This window comes from Pedobacter sp. KBW06 (assembly GCF_003852525.1).
Taxonomy (GTDB): domain Bacteria; phylum Bacteroidota; class Bacteroidia; order Sphingobacteriales; family Sphingobacteriaceae; genus Pedobacter.
In genome coordinates, this window is record NZ_QAJL01000005.1 from 374,408 (window position 1) to 392,908 (window position 18,501).

The window sequence follows — 18,501 nt, forward strand, 5'->3', positions numbered from 1 at the left end:
AATTTAATTTTCTTCTTCTTCTTCGGTGTCATCGTCTTCTTCCTCCGCCTCTTCTTCCTCTTCTTCTCCTTCAGCAGCAAGTTCTTCTGTTGCCAGGGCATCAGTTACCACTACGCTTTCGCCATTAAGGTCCAGTTCCAACGTTTCTTCCACTTCTTCATCTTCATGCTCAATCTTAGCTACTGAAGCGATTTCATCGTTTCCTTTCAGGTTGATCAGACGAACACCCTGAGTTGCTCTTCCCATTACCCTCAACTGACTTACAACGATTCGGATAACAATACCGGATTTATTGATGATCATTAAATCATCTGCATCCGTTACGTTCTTGATGGCTACCAAAGCACCTGTTTTCTCAGTCACGCTAATGGTTTTAACACCTTTACCACCTCTGTTAGTAACGCGGTAATCTTCGATATCAGTACGTTTACCGTAACCTTTTTCTGAAACTACCAGGATCGTTACATTAGGATCATCAACAGCAATCATGCCAACTACTTCATCCTGCTCATGCGCAAGGGTAACTCCCCTTACACCTGTAGCCGTTCTGCCCATTGGTCTAACCTTCTCCTCATTGAAGCGAATTGCCCTTCCGGAACGTAAAGCCATCACGATTTCACTTGAACCGGTCGTTAAGCTCGCCTCTAATAACTGATCTCCTTCGTTGATGTTAATGGCATTGATACCGTTTACACGAGGTCTTGAATATGCTTCTAAAGAGGTTTTCTTAATCGTTCCCTTTTTAGTACACATGATAATGTAATTGTTTTCCAGGTACTCCTGGTCTTTCAAGTTCTTTACCTTAATGTATGCTTTGATTTTCTCTTCCTTAGGAATGTTGATGATGTTCTGGATTGCTCTACCTTTGCTCAATCTTGATCCTTCAGGAATTTCATAAACCCTTAACCAGAAACAACGTCCTGATTCTGTAAAGAACAACATATAGTTGTGGTTGGAAGCTACCAGTAAATGCTCGATAAAATCTTCATTTCTCGAATCACTTCCTTTAGAACCTTTACCACCTCTGCCCTGGGTACGGTATTCTGTAGCCGGAGTACGTTTGATATAGCCTTCATGAGAGATCGTGATCACTACGTCTTCATCTTCGATAAAGTCTTCCATGCTCATGTCTTCTGCAGAATGTACGATCTGAGTTCTACGCTCATCTCCGTATTTCTCCATCATCTCTACCAGCTCATCTTTAATGATTTGCATTCTTAGCTCTTCTGAATCCAGGATCGCCTGTAAATGTTCAATTAGTTTCATCAACTCATTGTATTCATCCTTGATCTTATCGCGTTCCAGTCCTGTTAACCTACGTAAGGTCATGTCTAAGATGGCTCTGGCCTGAATATCACTCAAACCAAATTTCTCCATTAAACCTGTTCTTGCCTCCTCAGGAGTCTCAGAACTACGGATTAATTTAATTACCTCATCTAAATGATCTAAAGCGATCAGCAAACCTTCTAAGATGTGTGCTCTTTTGTTCGCTTCTGCCAATTCGAATTTGGTTCTGCGGACCACTACATCATGCCTGTGGTCAACGAAATGACGGATCAGGTCTTTTAGGTTTAACATTTGCGGCCTGCCATTGACAAGCGCAATATTATTCACACTGAATGAGGTCTGTAAGGCGGTTTGTTTGAATAAGTTATTCAATACAATCGAGGCATTCGCATCACGTTTAATTTCGTAAACGATCCGGATACCATCCTTATTTGACTCATCTTTAATGTTAGAAATTCCTTCCAGTTTTTTCTCACCTACCAGTTCAGCGGTACGTTCGATCATCATTGCTTTATTTACCTGATAAGGGATTTCAGTAACGATAATAGTTTCGCGGTCTTTATTGGTTTCGATCTCTGCTTTCGCACGCATTACGATACGGCCTCTGCCAGTTTCAAAAGCTTCCTGAACTCCTGTATAACCATAAATGATGGCTCCTGTAGGGAAATCCGGTGCTTTGATGTGTTTCATCAGTTCCGGGATCGTGATCTCGTTATTCTCGATGTAAGCGATCGTTGCATTGATGGTTTCAGTGATGTTGTGTGGCGGCATATTCGTGGCCATACCTACTGCAATACCTGAAGATCCGTTGATCAGTAAGTTTGGAACTTTTGATGGAAGAACCGTTGGTTCCTGCAGGGAATCATCAAAGTTTAACTGGAAATCTACCGTATCTTTGTTGATGTCCGCAAGCATATCTTCTGCGATCTTCTGGAAACGGGCCTCCGTATAACGCATTGCTGCCGGAGAGTCACCATCGATCGATCCAAAGTTACCCTGTCCTTCTACCATCAGGTACCTTAAGCTCCATTCCTGAGCCATCCTAACCATGGTATTGTAAACAGAGGAGTCACCATGCGGGTGATACTTACCCAATACCTCCCCAACAATACGGGCAGATTTTTTATAAGGTTTATTATTTGCAAGCCCCAGGTCAAGCATACCGTATAAAACACGGCGGTGTACTGGTTTTAATCCATCACGAACATCGGGTAAAGCCCTTGATACAATAACCGACATCGAATAATCGATGTAAGCAGACTTCATCTGCTCGTCAATATTGATTTTAATTATTTTGTCGTTTTCTTGATTTTCTAAATCTTCTGCCATAAATAGTAATGTTCCCTAAGAACGATTTAAACGTGGTATTCTTATAACCTTGCGAATTTAATAAAAAATGCGCCATTAAGGCGCATTGTGGAAAAATTTTGTCGTATAAATTTCGGGTATAAAAAGGCGAATTAAGCCCATTCAATGCCTTTTTTCAGCTTACTCAGGGTGTAAGCTTCAGGGCTGTCGGGAATTGGCTGATAATTATACACCCATTTCGCCATTGGAGGAAGGCTCATCAGGATGGATTCAATCCTCCCGTTGGTTTCCAGGCCAAATTTTGTTCCTGCATCGTAGACCAGATTAAACTCGGCATACCTCGATCTTCTCAGGTATTGCCATTCCTGTTCTTCCGCGCTGAAGTCTGTATCCCGGTTTCTGTCGATCAGCTCGGTATAAGCCGGCAGGAAAGTATTTCCTACAGCCTCCGAGAATTCCAGTAACCTGTCAAAATCCATCCCGGTATTTTCAGGCTTCAGTTTATCATAAAAGATGCCACCTACGCCCCTGGTTTCTTCTCTGTGTTTGATGAAGAAATAATCGTCCGCATGCGTTTTAAACTTAGGATAAAAACCACTGTCAAATTCATCACAGGTTTGTTTCAGCAAATGGTGGAAAAACCGTGCATCCGTATCAATTACATAATGCGGTGTCAGGTCTATTCCCCCGCCAAACCACCTCGTCTGATCATCCATCTCAAAATAGCGGATATTCATATGTATGATAGGCACGAAAGGATTATTCGGGTGCATAACAATAGATACGCCCGTAGCGAAGAAATCATCGCTCTCGATCTTAAAAGCCTTTTTAATGGCATCTGGTAATTTACCATGTACAGCGGAAAAATTCACGCCGCCTTTTTCAATTACATTTCCATTCTGCAGAATCCTGGTTCTGCCGCCACCACCACCGTCGCGGCTCCATAATTCTTCTTCGAAACGTCCTTTTCCGTCGGCCTGTTCCAGACCTTCGCAAATCGTATCCTGAATTTTCTGGTAAGCGGCAACTACTTTATCTTTAAACCCCATTTTCTTTAAAACTTAAGCTCAAAGTTAACCTTTAAAAAAGCGCCTTCCGCCCAAAAGTTGAGATAGTACATTTTTTTGACACTATTCCTCGATGAAATTAAGGTCCCGTCCATAAGTTTCCTCCAGGTGATAAAGCGCGATGTAAGCCATGCCCACGGTAATCACCGCCACGCATAGCGCTGCATTTACAATTCCCATGCTTCCTGCCAGCCATTGAAACAGCATCGTCACCAGGATCAGTGAGCCCCGCACCATATTTGGGGCAGTAGTGGTTACCGTAGCCCGCAGGTTGGTGCCGAACTGTTCAGCGGCCATGGTCACAAATACCACCCAGTATCCGGTAAAGATCCCCGTACTTAAACAGAAAATATAGAATTTTGTAGCCGTCCATCCGCTGCTCAGCAGGTATAAAAGCATGCTGCCAAAGGTCAGGGTCAAAAATATAAAGACAATTTTCTTACGCGTTTTAAAAACCTGGCTCAGGGCACCCGTCAGGAAATCTCCGAGAGAAATCCCGATATAGGCAAACATCACCCCTTTCCCATTGTCAAAGATTTCTTTTGCATGTAAAGCCTTTCCAAATTCCGGGGCAATTCCGATCAGGATCCCTACGACGAACCAGACCGGCACGGCGATCAGGATACAGTTCAGGTATTTGAATCCTCTTTTCCTCGTCAGCAGCATCATGAAATTGCCCTTGGAAACTTCCTTTTTTGCCATGTTCTTAAACATTCCGGATTCAAAAACACCGATCCTCAGTAATAAAAGCACGATGCCCAGTCCGCCACCAATAAAAAAAGCATTGCGCCATTCAAAAAGATCACCGACAACATAGGCTGCAACAGCACCACTAAGGCCCACTCCTGCCACCAGCATCGTTCCATAGCCACGCTTTTCTTTGCTCATGCTCTCTGAGACCAGGGTGATGCCCGCTCCCAGTTCCCCGGCAAGTCCAATACCGGCAATAAAACGTAATGCCGCATACATTGGGATACTGGTGACAAAGCCATTGGCAATATTGGCAATGGAATACATCAGAATAGAACCAAAAAGTACAGATAAACGGCCTTTCTTATCACCCAGGATTCCCCAGAAAAACCCTCCGATCAGCAAACCTGCCATTTGCCAGTTCATCAGGCTCAGTCCGGTTTCGGTAATTTTATCAGCAGGAACGCCCAGCGCAGCCAGGCTTTTGTTTTTTATGATCAGGAATAAAAGAAGGTCGTAGATGTCGACAAAATAACCGAGAGCTGCGACCAGTACCAGGAGAAATACGCTTTTGTTATTGTTTTCAGTAGTCATTTGGAGGTTTGTTGGTGGACTGAAAGTACAAACAAATTTAATTACCCATGAAAAATATTCTGATTTAAATGAAAAATGGCCGGATCATCAGACCTGGCCACTCTTTATAAAACCTTTTTAAGTATCTTTTATTGCTGTTTAATCGTGGTGCATTTTCAGTTTATCCAGCAGTTCGGGAGAGACATTTTCCGCATAGGCCCCATAAGCATCGATCATTACCCCTTTCAGGTTGCCCACCGGCGAGGAAATCGCATAGATCACCGCGCTGTCTGCAGGATCGTTCATTCCTTCAAAACGATAGAATTCATCGATCTCAAACTCTTCCGGCATCAGCTGCATATCGATGGCCTTACATTCGATATAATCAGGGCCTAAAGTGAAATCATATTCATAACCTCTTTTTTCGAGATCTGAAACAGCGGCAGTAACGGTGTCATATACATACATAGCTCTAATTTACTAAAAAATTACTTTACTAACCACATTAAAATTTCATAGTTCAATAAACTTTCTGATATTTAAGCATCATGGTTGTATCAGAAAAAACCCTTAAATGGGGCCTTTGTTTTTACCCTCCTTTGTTATTCCAGCGTATATGGGTAAAGAAATTCCATAAAGGTTTTCGGGGAGTGGATGTAAAGATCAATAAGAGCCTTTTCAATAAAAATTATAACGGTTCCATCTTTGGAGGGACCATTTATGCCGCTACAGATCCTTTTTACGCCCTGTTGTTTGATCAGTTGCTTCAACGTGAGGGATTTAAAGTACGGGTCTGGTTAAAAAGTGCTTCTATCCAATACCTGAAGCCAGGACGGGGAGATTTATTTTTTACCATTACCGTTAGCGACGATATGCTGAATGAGGCCATTGAAGCGTTAAATACTGCGGGTAAATTTGTAAAAGCTTATCCGATGGAGATTACCAATGCGCAGGGCGAGCTTTGCGCAACGGTCATGAATGAAGTGTATGTCCGGAACCTGCATCAGGGGGAAGAACCACGCATTGCTTATTAAATTGTATGTTTAAGTCACAGTCCAATGAATATCAAGAAACTCATCCTGCAAGGCGAAGGAACTACCCTGGATTTCAAGAAAACCATTAACAGCAATGAAAAAATCGCGAAAAGCCTCGTTGCTTTTGCCAATAATAAAGGAGGACAGCTGCTCATTGGCGTGGCCGACGACGGCAGCATCAAAGGGGTAAAATCCGAAGATGAAGAGCGGTACATGATTACCAAATCTGCGCATCAGTTTTGCCGGCCGGCGATAGAACCCGAGTTCGAGGAGATCTATGTAGACGATAAACTGGTACTCGTGGTGACCATTCATCCAAGTGATACGAAACCCCATTATGCCTTAGATGAAAATAAGAAATGGTGGGTCTATTTCAGGGTGCAGGACAAGAGCTTACTGGCCAGTAAAATCATTGTCGATGTGATCAAGAAAAGCGGCGATCCCAACGGACAGCTGATCACTTACCGGGATGATGAAAAGAAACTCTTTGAATACCTTGGTCAGCAAGGACGCATCACCCTGAAGGAGTTCAGCAAGATCACCCGGAGTTCCTATAAAAAAGCACAGAAAGTACTGGTTAGCCTGATCATTAGCGGTGTCATCCAGCCTCATTCCTCTGAAAAAGAAGAATATTTCACGTCAATACAATAACAACTGGATGTAAAATTATTTTACATCCCCTAAAAATGAAGTCGGAAATGCCGACTTTTGCAAAAATGCTTAGTAAACTTTATTCAAAATATAAACCTTATTATTCAGACAACCTACGTCTGGCTATGCCTATTGTGGTTTCACAATTGGGGCATACACTTGTCCATTTAGCTGATAGTGTAATCGTTGGGCATTTTGCCGGAACGATCCAACTCGCGGCAGTATCGCTGGTAAACAGTCTTTTCATGCTCATCCTCGTGATCGGAATGGGAATCTCTTATGGTTTAACGCCATTGATGGCCCAGGAAAATGGAAGGAAAAACTACGAGGAATGCGGGAAACTCCTGTCAAACAGTCTGATTATCAATTTCCTGACCTCGCTTCTGCTCTATGGTTTCGTCCATTTGGGAACCTTGCTCGTGATTGACCATATCGGACAATCTCCTGAAGTGGTGGCCTATGCCAAACCTTATTTGGGTTACCTTGCCATCTCCATTATCCCGCTGATGATTTTCCAGACTTTCAAGCAGTTTGCCGAAGGATTGGGATTCACGAAACAGGCCATGTTTGTTTCCATCTGGGGAAACCTGCTGAACATCATTCTCGGAATCATCTTCGTGAAAGGAATGTTTGGAATTGCGCCAATGGGTGTTAATGGAGTAGGTTTAAGTACGCTGATCGACCGTTGCCTGATGGCCACAGTGATGTCCATCTATGTGATGAAGTCCCCTTATTTCAAGGCCTATATCAAAAGCTTTAAGCTGACCTTCTTTGATAAAGTAAGGGCACTTAAAATTGTCAAAATCGGTGCACCTGTTGCCCTGCAATATTCCTTCGAGATCAGTGCATTTAGTGGTGCGGCCATCCTGATCGGAACGATTGGTGCGGTAGAACAGGCCGCGCACCAGGTGGCGATTAACCTGGCTTCTGTGACCTATATGATGGCCAGTGGAATTGCTTCAGCAGCCACCATAAAAACAGGCAACAACTTTGGGAAGAAAAACTTCAATGACCTCAGACAATCCGCCATAGCGAGTTATCATGTGATCATTCTCTTTATGAGTGTGACGGCCATTTTATTTATTGTGGCCAATAACCTGCTTCCTTACATTTATACTGAGGATCGTGCCGTGATCAATATTGCCGCGCAATTGCTGATTATCGCCGGGTTCTTTCAATTGTTTGATGGGACTCAGGTGGTTGGACTGGGCATTTTAAGGGGAATTGGCGATGTCAATGTTCCCACCTTTATCACCTTTGTTGCTTACTGGGTGATTGGAATCCCATTGGGATACCTGTTGGGCATTAAGCTTGATTTAGGTGTCAATGGAATCTGGTATGGCCTTACTTTTGGCCTGCTGACGGCTTCGATCCTGTTGTTTTTCAGGTTTCAGAATAAAACCCGGCTGCTGATTTCCAAAGCATCTTAACCATAAACGAAAGGCCCTTTAAAGGGCCTTTTTCTTAACTGTTTTTTTTATCGTCTTTTTCTTGGGAACGGTCGCTTTTGGCGGGGCAGGTATGGATACCTCCGGAACAGTGGTTGTCTGCACCTGATCAGTTACCGGATCTCCGGCTTCATCTTCTCTTTTAAAATAAGCGTCATGGTCAGGAATATTCAATTTTGACTTAAAGTTTTCCGTCGATTTCAGCTGGTGATAGCTATGGCGGTCACCGGTACTATCGGGTAAAGACAAGGAATCGGGTACTCCTGCATTTAAAAAATAGCGGTCAAATTCTTTGAGGTTGATCTCTTTGGACAATTCTTTTTTTACTCCAAAATAGCTTTCTCCGTTACCTTCTTCCGCTAAAAACAGACTGTCGTTTTTTAACACGGCCTGAAAGTTAACCGGAGGCACTTCTGCCTGAGGATTATAATACGAGATAAAATCGTTCCAGCTGGCAGCGGGTACAAAGGTGTAAACCACATTGTTGTCTTCTTCTGAGGGGCCGTAAACGCCTTTAGAAAGGAAGAATTTATTTACGGGTCTGGAAGTTATGTTCAGGGAATTGCTCCTGCTAAAAGTCGACTGATCCCTGAGGTGTAAAAGCTGGAAGGCATTTGCATCAAAAGCATCCTCAAAGCTCAGCGCAACCGAAGTATTTTCCGCATAACCTTTAAAGGTGAAAAGTTTCCCTTTTTCTGCTTTGTCGTTGTGCCTGCCGAAGATCAGAAAAGGCTCGGAGACTGCTTTTTCCTCTTTTAAACTCAGCTTCCCTCCCGCTTCCGTCCACTTTCCTACGATCATGCGGTCTACAGAGCCATAGCTCAGGGAAAACAAAAAACGGCCATCCGGCAAAATCATGATTTCCTGTGCAATCTCCATCTTAGAGCCGTTATAACGACCCGGAAATGCACTTTTTTGTGCATGAACTGCGAGATTAAACAACAGTACTCCTGCTAATACACTGATTCTTTTCATGGTGTTTCCTCTTTTTTTACTGCACGTTCAATTCTTAAACTCTCTTCATGAATGGCGTTCATCACTTTGGTGATCAGTTTTGCGGAAAGGCCTCCCTCTGCTCCCATTTTGATGTTCTTTTCCAGGATTTGTTTGAACCGCCCTTTCTGAAGTGCAGGGATGTTATTTTTCATTTTATAAATGCCCACCTCTTTTACCACCCGCTCCCGCTCCGCTAAAACCGCTATCAATTTCTGATCCAGAGAATCGATCTTTTTCCGGTGGAAGGCTAAGGTCGGATCATTGCTTTGCGCATAAGAAATTCCGGAAAACAACAGGCAGATGGCCAGGGTAATGCCGATGGAACAAATTGATTTTATCATAAAAACAGGCAGATTAAAAAGCAATGATAAGGGACAATCGGGGCATTATCAAAGAAATGCGGGAGAATCTTTCTAAATAATTTTGTTTATTCAGAAAGTTAATATAATATTGCCTACTAATTCTATAGACATTAATTGTAGCGTGTTAACAGACGCCACAGCTAACCTATAAACTTCCTGAGCTAAAACAAATTTTCAAAAGAACAACAACAATGAGTTTAAAAGACAACGATATTGGCCTGACCTTATCGCAAAGCAGATCTCAGGAAAAAAAGTGGAAACGCATCGCTTACTTCTGCCTCTTCCTTCTTGCGGCTTTATTTATCGGATTTGCCATCAGCACCTACCTCAGTTATGAAACTGTAGTGGCTTTCGGAAAAGAGGTCTATGCAGAGATGGACGAAAAGTTCCTTTGGATGCTCCTGGTTGGTTTTCTTGCTCAGATGGTAGATGGCGCTCTTGGAATGGGCTATGGTGTGGTATCTACCACTTTGCTGTTATCCGGAGGTCTAAACCCTGCCGTTATCTCGGGCAGTATCCATACCGCAGAAATGTTCTCCAGTGGTGCATCCGGTTTTAGTCATTATCGTTTCGGGAATGTAAATAAAAAACTATTCAAGACCCTGCTGATTCCCGGCGTATTGGGGGCAATTGCAGGGGCATTGTTGCTGGGTTATGCCGGCGAAGCTTTTTCTCAGTACATCAGACCTGTGATCTCTATATATACCCTTGCACTGGGCATTCGAATTTTAAGCAATGCCTTTAAGGAAAAACCAAAGCCTCAAAAAGTAAAACGTGCAGGCTGGCTGGCCGGTGCGGGAGGTTTTCTGGACTCCTTTGGTGGTGGCGGCTGGGGCCCTTTGGTAACCTCTACGCTGATTTCTAAAGGACGGACACCCAAGTATGTGATCGGCTCGGTGAGCTTAACGGAATTTTTTGTCACCATGGCGAGTGCGATTACCTTTTTCTTTATTCTCGGTGTGAGTCACTGGCAATCTATATTGGGCTTAATCATCGGTGGTGTTGTTGCTGCGCCCATCGCTGCCCGTCTGGTTGGAAAGCTTCCGATTAAGAAAATGTTTATCGGTGTTGCTGTGATTGTCATACTATCCAGCCTGAGAATTATTTGGAATTCAATAGACAAGTTAATTTAAAAAGACATAGGATTGCCTTAAGTAATCAGAATCTGCATTATTTAAGGCAAATATTTTATTTATATTTAAATATTTCTAGATAAAATAGCGAATGGTGCCTTTTGCAAAATATGGAAATAAAATCTGTGAATAACTCATTTTCAAAAGATTAGCGATTTGTCAAATAAAAGAATAAATTTGCTAGCAGTATCCAATGGCAAAGACTCTCCTCTCCTTTTTTTACAGTTTTAAAACACCCGCTCTTGAACAGATGATCATTGAAGACGAGGTTAGAACCGCTAATCTCAGCAGGGGAATCTTAATTACCGGATTATTTATTCCCATTGCCATTATCATCCATTTATATTTCAGCTACGGAAATTTCAGCATTAAACCAGTATCGACGGGCCCCATCAATGGCTTCTTTCTCGTTAACGTTTATATGGGACTGGCCAGCCTGGTATTGTTCCTTAGCGGGATATGGTTAAAACATACCAAGAAAGAACATCAGCTTTTAACGATCCTGTACCCTCACCTGGTATTTTTTATTTTTGCCAGCGGCGGCGCACTTTGCTCGGTGTATGATCAGGCCTTAGACAAAACCATCATCACCTTTTTACTCGCCTGCCTTTTAAATGCAGCGACTTTACTGATCCGTCCTGTATACCTCTTCTTTTACCTGCTGGGCATTTATATTTGTTTTTGTTACGGTGTATTCCTCACCCAGCCAGACCAAAATGAAATCGTGCTCACCGCAATAGACGGACTTTGTGTGATTGCAGTCGCTTATGCCATTGGCTATATCTTCTGGAACAACAGCATGACGCGTTTCAGACAGGACCGCCTGATCAAATCCCAAAAACTGGTATTGGCGCATCAATATGAAAAACTCTCTAAATCAAACCTGAAACTGGAAGAGTCCAATGCAAGTAAAGACCAGTTCTTTTCGATTCTTGCGCATGACCTCAGGGGGCCGCTTAATTCGGCAATCGCGTTGACCAAATTCCTGGAAGAAGGCCTGTTTGAGGCCGATCTGGAAGAGCGTCAGCAGATGTACTCTTTATTGCAGAACAGCCTCAACAACAGCTCTAAATTGCTGGAAAACGTTTTGTTATGGTCTACCAATCAGGCAGGCGTGCTGAATTTCAAGCCCATGCTGCTCAATGTACATGATACGGTGCAAACGAGTGTTGATGTATTAAAAATCGTGGCGGCCCATAAGCACATCGAAATCATCAATCTTATTCCAAAACACCTGACGATCTCTGCCGATGCTGATATGATCCATACCGTATTCCGGAACCTCTTGTCCAATGCGATCAAGTTTACCCCGAATTTTGGAAGCGTGGAAGTTCATTCAGAGCTCCTGGTTAATGAGCGTAATGGCGAGGAATCTGTCCGCGTTTCTGTGATTGATTATGGCGTGGGCATGAGTCATAAAACCCTGACTAATCTTTTCCGCATTGAAAAAAAGATGATCGGTTTGGGAACAAACAATGAGACAGGTACCGGTTTAGGTCTCGTTTTGTGCAAAGATTTCATTGAAAAGCACGAAGGAAGTATTATTGTTGAAAGTAAGGAGAATGAAGGAAGTAAATTTATTATAACTTTACCCGGCCGAAACTAATCCGATACTAGATGACCCCTGCTTTTAAGCAACAGTTTTCTCAAATATTTTCTAATTACAAGTGGATATTTCATTTGCTATTCTGGGGGCTTTTCTTTGCCCTCAACTATTACAGGATGGTTCAGGGAGAAATTTTTAACAATCCGCTGTTTCCTGATCCCTATGCCCAGTTTACGCTCGCTATTTTTATGTTTACGGTATTGTTTCAATCTTATACGATGCTGTTTTGGGTATTTCCCCAATATCAAAAAAAACCTAAATATATTTTTTGGGCCCGCCTTTTTATCGCGCTCCTGATTGGTTTTATGGCCTATATCCTGCTGACAAAATTGCTGATCAGCAATATCCCGGTCATGAGTTCCAGACCTGAATTTGAGATTTTGGTACACATGAAGAGAAAAGCAATGATGTACATTTTTTTCTCTACCGCATTCATCGCTTTTTATTACTTTGTTGACATTTACGGCCATCAGGAAGAAATCCGGCGACTGGAGCAATACAAAACCCAGAAAATTGCATTGGAGGGCAGCTTTTTAAAATCACAGATCAACCCGCACTTCTTATTCAATACCATGAATAACATTTATGCGCTGAGCTTAAAGAAATCCCCGCAAACCCCGGTCATCATTGAGCGCCTGGAATCGCTGCTGCATTATATGTTATATGAGTGTAAATCGGACCTGGTACCGCTTGAAAATGAATTCACCTTCACCAACAGCTATATTGCACTGGAAAAATTACGACATAAAGAAGAACAGTGTAAGATCAGTATAGACATTAAGGGGGATGCTTCCAGTCATCAGATTGCCCCATTATTATTGATCAATTTTCTGGAAAATGCCTTTAAGCATGGTACAAAAACCAGCTTTGGCAAGTCATGGATCAATATGGAAATAGAAATCTCTAAAAAGGAATTTCATTTCAACCTGCAAAACAGCAAACCAACCAAGCCTGTAAATCAGGTGTTTTCAGAGTACCGTGGCGGAATTGGCCTGAAGAACGTAAAAAGACGTTTAGAGATTTTGTACCCAAGACGCCACCAACTCCGCATTAACAATCAACCAGACCATTTTGAGATCGATTTAATCCTTAATTTTTAAAGATGAGTAACTTTGTACAGTTAGAGATTGATGAGCGGAACAAATGGATTTATTTCAATAAATACAGGTGGGTGGCCCATGTCGTCTACTGGATCTTTGTATTGATGGTCAGCACCGTACTGCCTGCTAAGGGGCCGATTACTTTTTCGCTGATTCTTAACCACTTTTTCCTGGCAAATGTAATGATTGCCAGTTTCTTTTACCTTTACTGCCTGGTTCTTATTCCCTATTTCTTTAAGCGGAATAAATACCTGCAGTTCTGGTTGCTTGTCATATTCGGCTACCTCGTTATAACCGCGATAGATGTTTTTTTCGGCAGGGCCTTTGTTCATATGAAAGATCCGGTAGTGGTAGAAAAAGACCATGGTTTTTTTCTGAATTATATCGAGAATTTATATGGCTTCCTTTACAATTTTCTGTTTTTTGCGATCATGCTCTTTTTCATGGAAAAGAACGAGGAAAACAGCACCCTAATGGAGCTGGAAAAGGAAAAGAAAGAAATTGAACAAGTTAAACTGGACTTTTTGAAGACCAATATCAGTCCGGATTTCATCCTCAGGTCATTGCATCAGCTGAAAGAATCGGCGAAAATACCTGAAGAAAGTACGCCGGAAGCGATTCTTACTTTTTCTGATCTACTGAGGTACCGCCTTTACAGAGGGCGGCAGACCCAAACACCTTTAAAAGAAGAATTGGCTGCTTTCTCTTCCTTTATTCATTTTATAGGTTTTGATCAGCAATTAAAGGTAGTGTTTAACGTCCAGGGAGATGCCGAGAACAAAAAGCTCGCCCCTCTTGCGCTGATCAACCTCCTGGAGCCTTTTTGTAAAATTCCTAATCCTGAACCGGTATTTCTGGAAATCATACTGCTGATTGAAGCGGATGAATTGCTGATGGAGATGAACTATGCGGATAATGCGGCACCTCAGCTGATCCGTGATCTTGAAGCCTACAAAGAGAATTATGTACAATTGTATGGTGATTCGGTTAAATTCGAATTTGACAGTACTCAAAATGGTGTATTTAACATCAGGCTTTCCCTGCCACTCGTACCATAAAATTTTTTAATGTTTTTGAAATCCGGTTGAAATGCTTTGTATATGCGTTATCCTCCTATTGACCGTCATATAACCATCAACAGGTGGTTGATAGGTCTGTTATTGGTTTCTAACACCTTTGAACGATGTTTCCAAGGTCAAGCTACAGTTTGTTCCAGGATAACACATATTAACACGATATGAAAAACATTTCGTAAATTGTTTTTAATCAATTAAATAATTAATTAAAAACACAAAAAAAAGATGGGAACATTAAAAAATGGGTTATTTGGCGGATTCCATGGCAGAGTCGGCAACCTGGTAGGTTATACTTTAAAAGGTAAACATGTCATCAGAATGATTGGCAAAAGTAATAAACCGCTTACCCCGGCAAGAAAGGCAAACTGTGAAAAGATGAGAGTGGTCAATGAGATCCTTAAACCATCCCTTCATGCAATCCGGGTAGGATTTCGTCTCGCCGTTGCGGGAACGGACAAAAACGAATACAATGAAGCTGTTTCTTACAATAAAAAGAATGCGCTTCAGGGTGAATATCCAAACATCAGCCTGGACTATCCCAAGGTATTATTGAGCATGGGAACACTTCCTGTGGCTGCTAATCCAATTATCAGCCAACTAGAGGAGAAAATCACCTTTAGCTGGGATAAACCGGACATCCCGATGAGCCAGTACGACAATGACCGTGCAATGCTGGTGATTTATTTTCCTGATTTAAAAGAGACCTGTTGCCGGTTAATCGGGGCGAACAGAGTGGAGGGAAAAGATGTACTTGCTATTAATCCACAATACATAAATAAACGTATGGAAGCCTATATCTCTTTTGCTAAAGAGGATGGCAGAGAGATCTCCAATAGTGTTTATGTAGGCTCTTTGAATTTAGACTCTAAAGCAACAATTGCAGCCGACAGTACGTCTGAGGTTAAAGATATCCCTGAATTTGTTCATTTGCTGCAGGATGAGCTGAATCAAAAAGTAAGCGGAGATTGCGGGTTAAAGCTCAGTGAACATGACGCCCGTATTGCGGAACTCAGCATCAACTCCTCTCCTAACGAAGAAGCAAATGTTAAAGAAACGCTGTCTTCAACACTTTCTCTTTTATTTCAAAAAGCAGAGGTTAACCGGGTTATTGTAAAGCTAAGTACGCACGATAAGGAAATGATCGGGTTGTTAAAAGATCTGGGCTTTAAAAAGGAAGGTTATTTTGTTGAAAACCGCTTTGTAAATGACAGCTGGGTCAATGAATATCAGTTTGCGATTTTGAAATCGGAATGGAACAGGTTGAACTAGTCTTTTAGCAAAGGAATTTCGGTTGTTTTAACTGTTGTTAGCTACCAGAAGATCTTCATGATCTACCCTGGAAGGGATTGCTGTGGATTTATATTTTTACTGACCTGGGTTCTCGATTAAGCGCAATAGGTAATCCGGTGAAAGGCATTTGCTATGAATCCAGATCCGGACTGCGCATTCCTTCAGGAAATGCTAATAATAAAAATGTATTTTTGATGGAAAAATGCACGCTACAGACTTGAAAAAAAACTTGATAGTTTTCGGTTTGGCCATGATTCTTTTTGCAGGAATGACGTTATTTACGGCTAAAATTGAAACACCCTTTGACGGCAACAATACATTTGGCTTTCCATTCCTCTTTTTCAAAGAATACGGGGGGAAAAGGACTTATTATCCCCCTAATGAATTTTCAATTTTGAATTTATTGCTTGATATTTTATGCTCTGTTCTAACTATATTAATAATCAGAACTGCTTTTTTGAAGATTAAATATAGGCCTCGTAAATAACAAGGCCTATATTTAATTATTTCTACCGATTTAATGGTTAGCCTTTAAAAAATGAGAACAGACCAGTCTTCCACTCTTTTTTACGCTTCAATGCTTCTTCATTATCCGGATAAGATTCCAGAATATTATTAATATTCTCCATTGCTTCTCCTTTTAACTTAATCGCATGTAAAGCATCTGCATATTGCAGTTTAACCTTTACCAGTTCCTCATCCCATCCCCAGTTGCTGTCAATATAACACCTGATTGCTTTGTAGGCGGTATCGACACACAAGTCCCATTGTTTAAGCATATAATGACTTTCTGCAAGCTGCAGGAAGTTTCTGCAGGATTCGCTTTGATCATCATCAGGATAAACCGTTTCCAGCAAATCCACCAAAGGATTGAAGTCTGCAATCGCTTCTGCATAATTGCCCAAAAACATTTGTGAGCGGCCGCGCATATAGTGGATCTTACACAGGGATTCGGGTTGTATGGCTTCCTTCTTCACCATTTGGTAGTTGTTTGCACAGGCAATACATTGCGGATAATCTTTTAGCTGATAATATTCCTGCATGAGCATGTACCAGGCCGTATTGTCGTCCGGATTTTTAACAAGTTCTTCCTGCCATGTTTTTATGGCATCTTCAGGGTTTCCCTGATTTAACAAATCATACCTCGTGTTCTGAACGATGATGTATTTTTCATTAAGTTCAAACAGCTGCTCTGCGGTCAGGTTTCCCTGGTTGACGGCGATATAGCCATCGTAATCGTTTGTGATCTGATCCAGTAATTCACGTGATTCCTCTATCCTGCCCAGCTCATAAGTCATTTGTAATATTTCTCCCCTGATTTCCAGGTAACTTGAAAAATACATGTAGTTTTCGAAATAATAAGATGCTGCTGTGCTGAAAACATCAATTGCTTCTTCGAGCCTTCCGAGTTTTTTCAATGCAGTACCCCAGCTGCTGAGCTGCTCCCAGAACGGAGATAAAGAATAACCAAGCGTATGTACTTCTACTGCGCGCTCAAACTCTCCCATTTCGGTTAATGCGATGCCATAGTTGTTTGAGCATTTTGCAAAAGTATGCATTTGATTTTCTGTAGTTTCTGCTTCAATCGGAGTGTTGTTATAGAAATAGTTATAAAATCCATTGTAAGAAGTTTCATACAATTTAGTTCTGATCTTTAGCAGCTCCGGGGCCAAAGATGCATTGGAAATGTTAACTTCAGTGTGGTAATAGAAGTCAACTGCGGCGTTGTAAAAAGCTTCAGGATTGTCTTCAGGCCAGCTTTCCAGGCCTGGCAATTGTCCGGTTAAATGATAACCAATTTCCATATACCTTCGGATTCCAGCTGCCATTCCTCCCAGTTCCAGGCTTCTTTTTAAATAAGCAAAGGCTTTTTCATAGTTCTTTCTGTCAAACCAGAACGTACCTGCAAAATGATGGGGAACATGCCAGTCAGGATACACATCAATATATTTTTTTGTGAGGCTCAGTGTTTCTCCATCATCTGTCAGCACTTCAGAATAGATGCGCAGCGCGAGTAACAGCGCATATACCAGTCCCTGATCCAATTTATTGCTGAGGTTAAGTTCAGTTATCCTTTGATAAAGGTCCAGTAACTCCTGCTGGCATTCATCATCACCATATTTAACCGCCATTAGTGCGGCCTCTCCTGCGATCTCAAATTGCTCCTCGTCTAAAGCAAGGTTCGCGATATTACAGTTGGTAAGCGCATAATTGAAGGCATGTGTTTTTCCCTGATTAAAAGTATCAAACACCTTTTGAGCATCCTTTTTATGCCAGAGATAAATCTCTGTTTTTTCAAAATAAAGCGGGCTTAACTCCTGATCAAGCAGACTTCTGTTGTCATGAAATAAATTCTGGTAATACGTGATCATCAGGTCCAGATCTTCTATCACAAGATTGATATTGCCAAGACTGAAGTTCACTTTTCTACGGTATTGTAAGGCTTTTAACCGAACGGCTTCATCGTCTGAAAGGACAAGGATGTCGCAGTAAACTTTTGCTTCGGGTAAATTTATATGGATGATAAAAGCATTGATGTATACGGCATACAACATGGCTATTTCTTCGGTAGGATTTAATTGAAGGAGGTATTCAAAGCTGTTATATGCGGTTGTAAATAAAGAGTAATCATCTTCATTTTGTTCGGCCCCGGCGCTCGCGATTTCATATTCGCATTTGGCTTTGAGCAGTAAAGCCGGGAGGTGATCTTGATTAAAAAGAAGGAAAGTGTTTACAGATTCAAGGCAGTCGGAAAATTGGCCTTGTTTATAAAGGGATTCGAAATCTTGCAGGGTTGACATGAGAATAAATTGCTATACTTAAAATTACAAAAGTCTATAAAAGAAATTGAAATTTCATGCAACTTAATACATTAATCTA

At 41.7% G+C, this 18,501-nt stretch carries 15 protein-coding genes; 8 read left to right on the top strand and 7 right to left on the bottom strand.

The features are described from left to right. Nucleotides 1-3: 3 nt before the first annotated feature. From gyrA to DBR43_RS27795, 4 genes are all read right to left on the bottom strand, one after another. Nucleotides 4-2,616, bottom strand: coding sequence for a DNA gyrase subunit A (gyrA, locus tag DBR43_RS27780; protein WP_124586597.1), 2,613 nt, complete (start codon nucleotides 2,614-2,616; stop codon nucleotides 4-6). Between the two features lie 131 nt (nucleotides 2,617-2,747). Beyond that, a complete protein-coding gene (hemF, locus tag DBR43_RS27785) occupies nucleotides 2,748-3,644 on the bottom strand; it encodes an oxygen-dependent coproporphyrinogen oxidase (RefSeq protein WP_124586598.1) in 897 nt (298 codons plus the stop codon). Nucleotides 3,645-3,725: 81 nt separating this feature from the next. After that, on the bottom strand, nucleotides 3,726-4,946 hold the full coding sequence (locus DBR43_RS27790) for an MFS transporter (protein WP_124586599.1): 1,221 nt from the start codon (nucleotides 4,944-4,946) through the stop codon (nucleotides 3,726-3,728). Between the two features lie 138 nt (nucleotides 4,947-5,084). Further along, nucleotides 5,085-5,393, bottom strand: coding sequence for a phosphoribosylpyrophosphate synthetase (locus tag DBR43_RS27795; RefSeq protein WP_124586600.1), 309 nt, complete (start codon nucleotides 5,391-5,393; stop codon nucleotides 5,085-5,087). Nucleotides 5,394-5,473: 80 nt separating this feature from the next. Here DBR43_RS27795 and DBR43_RS27800 point away from each other — a divergent pair, with 80 nt between their 5' ends. From DBR43_RS27800 to DBR43_RS27810, 3 genes are all read left to right on the top strand, one after another. Continuing rightward, nucleotides 5,474-5,959, top strand: coding sequence for a DUF4442 domain-containing protein (locus tag DBR43_RS27800; RefSeq protein ID WP_124586601.1), 486 nt, complete (start codon nucleotides 5,474-5,476; stop codon nucleotides 5,957-5,959). Nucleotides 5,960-5,983: 24 nt separating this feature from the next. Next, nucleotides 5,984-6,610 (top strand): helix-turn-helix domain-containing protein, encoded by a 627-nt coding sequence (locus tag DBR43_RS27805; RefSeq protein ID WP_124586602.1) that lies wholly within the window; start codon nucleotides 5,984-5,986, stop codon nucleotides 6,608-6,610. A gap of 65 nt (nucleotides 6,611-6,675) precedes the next feature. Next, the gene (locus DBR43_RS27810) at nucleotides 6,676-8,040 is read left to right on the top strand and encodes an MATE family efflux transporter (RefSeq protein ID WP_124587008.1); all 1,365 of its coding nucleotides are present in this window, start codon (nucleotides 6,676-6,678) and stop codon (nucleotides 8,038-8,040) included. A gap of 18 nt (nucleotides 8,041-8,058) precedes the next feature. Here DBR43_RS27810 and DBR43_RS27815 read toward each other — a convergent pair whose 3' ends face one another. Next, entirely contained in the window at nucleotides 8,059-9,033 is a 975-nt protein-coding gene (locus DBR43_RS27815; RefSeq protein WP_124586603.1) for a hypothetical protein, read from the bottom strand. Next, a complete protein-coding gene (locus DBR43_RS27820) occupies nucleotides 9,030-9,395 on the bottom strand; it encodes a chorismate mutase (protein ID WP_124586604.1) in 366 nt (121 codons plus the stop codon). Before DBR43_RS27820 ends, DBR43_RS27815 begins: the two co-directional genes overlap by 4 nt. A gap of 212 nt (nucleotides 9,396-9,607) precedes the next feature. Here DBR43_RS27820 and DBR43_RS27825 point away from each other — a divergent pair, with 212 nt between their 5' ends. The 5 genes from DBR43_RS27825 to DBR43_RS27845 all read left to right on the top strand — a co-directional run bounded on the left by DBR43_RS27825 (nucleotide 9,608) and on the right by DBR43_RS27845 (nucleotide 15,600). Beyond that, nucleotides 9,608-10,549: a sulfite exporter TauE/SafE family protein gene (locus DBR43_RS27825; protein WP_124586605.1), complete on the top strand. Its 942-nt coding sequence runs from the start codon at nucleotides 9,608-9,610 to the stop codon at nucleotides 10,547-10,549. Nucleotides 10,550-10,742: 193 nt separating this feature from the next. Further along, complete coding sequence (locus DBR43_RS27830) at nucleotides 10,743-12,155, top strand: sensor histidine kinase (RefSeq protein ID WP_124586606.1); 1,413 nt, start codon at nucleotides 10,743-10,745, stop codon at nucleotides 12,153-12,155. A gap of 11 nt (nucleotides 12,156-12,166) precedes the next feature. Next, nucleotides 12,167-13,255 (top strand): sensor histidine kinase, encoded by a 1,089-nt coding sequence (locus DBR43_RS27835; protein ID WP_124586607.1) that lies wholly within the window; start codon nucleotides 12,167-12,169, stop codon nucleotides 13,253-13,255. Between the two features lie 2 nt (nucleotides 13,256-13,257). Beyond that, nucleotides 13,258-14,313, top strand: coding sequence for a histidine kinase (locus DBR43_RS27840; protein WP_124586608.1), 1,056 nt, complete (start codon nucleotides 13,258-13,260; stop codon nucleotides 14,311-14,313). A gap of 243 nt (nucleotides 14,314-14,556) precedes the next feature. Next, entirely contained in the window at nucleotides 14,557-15,600 is a 1,044-nt protein-coding gene (locus DBR43_RS27845) for a GNAT family N-acetyltransferase (protein WP_124586609.1), read from the top strand. 545 nt (nucleotides 15,601-16,145) lie between these two features. Here DBR43_RS27845 and DBR43_RS27850 read toward each other — a convergent pair. After that, a complete protein-coding gene (locus DBR43_RS27850) occupies nucleotides 16,146-18,422 on the bottom strand; it encodes a tetratricopeptide repeat protein (RefSeq protein WP_124586610.1) in 2,277 nt (758 codons plus the stop codon). Nucleotides 18,423-18,501: the final 79 nt, after the last annotated feature.